The organism is Streptomyces glaucescens (assembly GCF_002154375.1).
In the GTDB taxonomy this organism is placed as follows: Bacteria; Actinomycetota; Actinomycetes; order Streptomycetales; family Streptomycetaceae; genus Streptomyces; species Streptomyces glaucescens.
Genome location: NZ_MUND01000503.1, coordinates 1 through 4,727, shown reverse-complemented (window position 1 = coordinate 4,727; position 4,727 = coordinate 1). Strand labels below are relative to the sequence as shown.

The 4,727-nt window shown below is 74.8% G+C and carries 5 protein-coding genes and 1 tRNA gene; 2 read left to right on the top strand and 4 right to left on the bottom strand.

Annotated features, from left to right (window positions below; translation table 11 throughout):
* Position 1: 1 nt before the first annotated feature.
* The 4 genes from CCN42_RS29645 to CCN42_RS29630 all read right to left on the bottom strand — a co-directional run bounded on the left by CCN42_RS29645 (position 2) and on the right by CCN42_RS29630 (position 2,108).
* Positions 2–75: transfer RNA gene (locus CCN42_RS29645), tRNA-Lys, on the bottom strand.
* Positions 66–635 carry a bifunctional DNA primase/polymerase gene (locus tag CCN42_RS29640; protein WP_086740222.1) on the bottom strand — a complete coding sequence of 190 codons (570 nt, stop codon included), beginning with the start codon at positions 633–635 and terminating at the stop codon, positions 66–68. The genes CCN42_RS29645 and CCN42_RS29640 overlap by 10 nt, the downstream gene beginning before the upstream one ends.
* A 113-nt stretch (positions 636–748) precedes the next feature.
* A complete protein-coding gene (locus CCN42_RS29635) occupies positions 749–1,111 on the bottom strand; it encodes a hypothetical protein (protein ID WP_086740220.1) in 363 nt (120 codons plus the stop codon).
* A 265-nt stretch (positions 1,112–1,376) separates the two neighbouring features.
* Positions 1,377–2,108 (bottom strand): maleate cis-trans isomerase family protein, encoded by a 732-nt coding sequence (locus CCN42_RS29630; RefSeq protein ID WP_086740218.1) that lies wholly within the window; start codon positions 2,106–2,108, stop codon positions 1,377–1,379.
* A gap of 240 nt (positions 2,109–2,348) precedes the next feature.
* On the opposite strand from CCN42_RS29630, the gene CCN42_RS29625 reads away from it, so the two are divergent.
* Both CCN42_RS29625 and CCN42_RS29620 read left to right on the top strand, forming a co-directional pair.
* On the top strand, positions 2,349–3,296 hold the full coding sequence (locus tag CCN42_RS29625; RefSeq protein WP_086740216.1) for a D-2-hydroxyacid dehydrogenase: 948 nt from the start codon (positions 2,349–2,351) through the stop codon (positions 3,294–3,296).
* A gap of 16 nt (positions 3,297–3,312) precedes the next feature.
* On the top strand, positions 3,313–4,727 hold a 1,415-nt coding region (locus tag CCN42_RS29620), incomplete at its 3' end, for an amidase (protein ID WP_107427660.1).

Here is a 4,727-nt window from a genome sequence, read left to right as displayed (position 1 = left end):
GTGCGCCGCCAGGGACTCGAACCCCGGACCCGCTGATTAAGAGTCAGCTGCTCTAACCAACTGAGCTAGCGGCGCCTGCTGACGTCGTAGACCTTAGCATCCTGGTCGGCGGGAGGTGAAATCGATATCCGCACCGCCGCCCGGGCCGCCCGGACAGCCGCCCACAGCAGCACTTCCGGGCCCGGCAGCCAGGGGTGACGGGTGTCGGGGGCGACGATCCAGCGGGACCCCTCACAGGTCGCGGCGGGCCCCGGACCGGCCGGGGCGGGGACGGTCACGGCGTCGCCGTTGCCGTGGCAGAGAAGTGGCGGGATCTCGCCGGTTCGGCCCCGGCAGCCCCACTCCTCCCACTCCATCAGCGAGGGCAGTCGCTGCGCCGTGCCCGGCGCGGCGAAGAGCAGCATCCGGCCCCGGTGCAGCGCCACCGGTCCCGAGCCGGGCCCTTCCTCCCAGAGCCGGTCCAGCATCCGGCGTCCGAAGACCACGGGAGCGCTCACCACGTCGAAGACGGCTCCGCAGGGCAGCACGACCGGGGCGTCCGGCCGCTCCTCCCACAGCGCCAGAGTGCTGCGCGGATACGTTCCTGCCGAGGCGAGCCAGGAGGCTCCGTCGAGAGTGACTGTGCTGCTGCTCATGCCACCCAGGTCTACCCGCTGTGCACGCTCCGTCTCGCTGAGTTGCCGGAAACCGGGACAGACAACGGCGGGAGCGGGTATCTTGCCCGCCTGGCATATGCCATGTGGATCACTCAGACCGGATCGGGCCCTCGCCCGTCCGCCCCCCGCAGCAGGTCCCGGCCGAACTCGACCATCTTCTTGGCGTAGTCCTCGGTCCACTCGGCCCGCTCGGCGATGTCCGCGGTCGTCAGCCGGTCGAACCGGCGGGGATCGGCCAGCTGGGCCGCCGCGATCGCCTGGAACTCCACGGCACGGTCGGTCGCCGCGCGGAAGGCCAGCGTCAGCTCGGTCGCCCGCGCCAGCAGCGCCCGCGGGTCGTCGATGGACTCCAGGTCGAAGAAGTGCTCCGGATCGCCGGCCGCCTCGGCCGGCTCGAAGAGCAGGGGCGCGGGGCGTAGCCGCGGTTCGTTGCGACGCGGCGTGGGCTCCGCCATGTCGTGGCCTCCTCATACGGACGGGATACGGACGGATACGGGATTCGGACGGGCCGCGGCCTGACCGCGGACGAACCACGGACTGACCGCGTCCTGACCGCGGACGAACCGCGGACGGAGCAGGGGTCGGCCGCGGACGGACCGCGGGTGGAACGGGTGGTCCGCCCCGTCGTCCCGGCCGGACCACCCTCCATTGTCCTCCGTCCGCGCAAGGAGGCCGTAAGAATCCGAACCCGAGGAGGCCGTATCCGGTGACCGGACCGGGTCAGACCTGGACGATCGGCTCCCGGGTGAAGAGCGCGCCGAGGGTCGGGGCGTTCACCCGGCGGTCGGCCAGCCGCAACGCCTCCCAGACCGTGACCTGGTTGCCCGTGAGCACCGGCTTGCCCAGCTCCTTCTCCAGCGCCGTGACGTGCGACACCGTGTGCAGGGCGGTGTCCGGCAGCAGGACGGCCTCCGCGTCCGCGTGGTCGGCGGCGCGGGCCAGCGCGAACAGCTCGGCCTCGCCCCAGGCGCCCACCTCGGCGGCCGTGCCGATCCCGGAGGCGTGCACGGCGACCACGTCCAGGCCGCCGGCGCGCAGGAAGTCCGCGAAGAGCCCGGCGACGTCGTCCGGGTAGGTCGCCCCGATCGCGACGCGCCGCACCCCCAGCTCCCGGCCGGCGTGCACGAAGCCGAAGGACGTCGAGGAGGCCGGCATCCCGGCGGCGACGGCGAGGCCGCGCACCTGCTCGTGGGCGCCCTCCCAGCCGTAGCCGAAGCTGCCGCTGGCGCTCGCCCACACCACCGCCTCGGCGCCCGTGTGCCGCAGTTCCTGGACGCCCGCCGCCAGCCGCTCGGGGGAGCCCAGCACGCGCAGCGCGTCCGCCCGGTGGACGTCCTCGCCGAGGTCCGTGTGGACCAGGTCCACCCGGATGTCACTGCCCAGCAGCTGCTCGATACGGGGATAGTCGTCCTCGGCCGAGTGGCCCGGGTAGAGGAATCCGAGTGCGGTCATGTCCAGCCTTCCTGCTGTCTTCCGGCAGTGCGGGGGGCCACGCACACACCGTCCGGTCCAGCCCAGCCCGATACGGCCCCACCGAGCGGGTACCCCGTCGGCGCGGCGCCGCCCACATCCGCACGTGGTTGGCCGAGATCACGGCATGTTGACGACGGTGGGCCCGGGTGCGAGCGTGGTCGAACCGCGCATGTCAGGCGTCGCTGGCGACAACCGATCCGCTGGGAGAGGCGGCTGCCCATGACCGACCCCACCCTGCTCGTCCTGGACGCCGACCCGCCGCCCCGGCTCGGGCGGCTCACCGGCCGGGCCCGGATCGCGCACACGGACGAGGCGCAGCTCGCCGCCCGGCTGCCGGCGGCGGACGTGCTGCTGGTGTGGAACTTCACCTCGCACGCGGTCCGCGAGGCGTGGCCGGGCGAGGGGCCGCGCCCGCGCTGGGTGCACACGGCGAGCGCGGGCGTCGACCATCTGATGTGCCCGGAGCTGGCCGCGTCGGACACCGTGGTGACGAACGCGCGCGGCGTCTTCGAGCAGCCCATCGCCGAGTACGTGGCCGCGCTGGTGCTGGCGATGGCGAAGGACCTGCCGCGCACCTGGGAGCTGCAGCGGCGCGGCGAGTGGCGGCACCGGGAGTCGCAGCGGGTGGCGGGCACGCGCGCGGTGGTGGTCGGCACCGGGCCGGTCGGCCGGGCGGTCGCCCGGGTACTGAAGGCCCTGGACGTCCGCACGGCGCTCGTCGGGCGCAGGCCGCGCACCGGGATCCACGGACCGGAGGACCTGGACCGGCTGCTGTCGCGCGCCGACTGGGTGGTCGCGGCGGCCCCGCTCACCGACGACACGCGCGGCATGTTCGACGCCCGCCGCTTCGGGGTGCTCCAGCCGTCGGCCCGGTTCGTGAACGTCGGCCGGGGCGCGCTGGTGGACGAGGAGGCGCTGGCCGAGGCGCTGGCCAAGCGGTGGATCGCGGGCGCGGCGCTGGATGTCTTCGCCACCGAGCCGCTCGGCCCGGAGAGCCCCTTGTGGCGGCTGCCGGGGCTGATCGTGTCGCCGCACATGAGCGGGGACACCGTGGGCTGGCGGGACGAGCTGGGTACGCAGTTCGTGGAGCTGTACGAGCGCTGGGCGGCGGGCCGGCCGCTGTTCAACGTCGTCGACAAGCAGCGGGGCTACGTGCCGGGGCACTGAGCGCGCGGGAGGCCGTATGGAGCTCACCGAACTGACCGCCGTCCAGCTCGTCGAGGGCTATCGCACGGGGGCGTTCGACCCGGTGGAGGCGACGCGGGCGGCGCTGGCGCGGGCGGCGGAGATCCAGCCGGCCGTGGGCGCCTTCGTCCGCCTGACCGCCGACGAGGCGCTGCGGCGGGCGCGGGAGTCGGCGGAGCGCTGGCGCCGCGGGGAGCCGGCCGGCCCGGTGGACGGGGTGCCGGTGACGGTGAAGGACCTCCTGCTGATGCGCGGCTTCCCCACCCTGCGGGGTTCGCGGACCGTCGACCCGGGCGGGCCGTGGACCGAGGACGCGCCGTCGGTGGCCCGGCTGCGGGAGAGCGGGGCGGTCTTCCTCGGCAAGACGACGACACCGGAGTACGGCTGGAAGGCCGTCACCGATTCGCCGCTGTCCGGTGTCACCCGCAACCCGCACGACCCGGCGCGCACCGCGGGCGGTTCCAGCGGGGGCAGCGCGGCGGCGGTGGCGCTGGGTGCGGGCCCGGTGTCGCTGGGCACGGACGGGGGCGGCAGCGTGCGCATCCCGGCCGCGTTCTGCGGGGTGTTCGGGCTGAAGCCGACGTACGGCAGGGTGCCGCTGTATCCGGCGAGCGCGTTCGGGACGCTGGCGCACGTGGGTCCGCTGACCCGGGACGCGGCGGACGCGGCGCTGCTGATGGACGTGATCGCGGTGCCGGACGCCCGCGACTGGTCGGCGCTGGGGCCTGCGCCGGGTTCGTTCACGGCGGGCCTGGCCGGTGGGGTGCGGGGTCTGCGGGTGGCGTACTCGCCGTCGTTCGGCGGGCAGGTGGCGGTGCGTCCGGCGGTGGCGTCGGCGGTGCGGCACGCGGTGGAAGGGCTGGCGGAGCTGGGCGCGTACGTGGCGGAGGCCGACCCCGACCTCGCCGACCCGGTGGAGGCGTTCCACACCTTGTGGTTCAGCGGGGCGGCCCGGCTCGTCCAGCGGCTCGGGCCGCACCAGCGGGAGCTGCTGGATCCGGGGCTCGCGGAGATCTGCGGGCTCGGTGCGCGCCGCAGTGCGCTGGACTATCTCGCCGCGGTGGACGTGCGGGTGGACCTGGGCCGCCGGATGGGCCGCTTCCACGAGTCCTACGACCTGCTGGTCACCCCGACGCTTCCGCTCACGGCGTTCGAGGCCGGCAGGGAGGTGCCGAAGGGGTCGGGGCTGCGGCGGTGGACGGGGTGGACGCCGTTCACCTACCCCTTCAACCTCACCCAGCAGCCGGCGGCCTCGGTGCCGGTGGGGACGGACCCGGACGGGCTGCCGGTCGGCCTGCAGCTGGTGGCCGCCCGGCACCGTGACGACCTGGTGCTGCGCGCGGCGCACGCGCTGTACGAGGCGGGTGTCGCGCCCGGTCCTGCGTCTCGGGACCGGGCGCGACACCCGCCTCG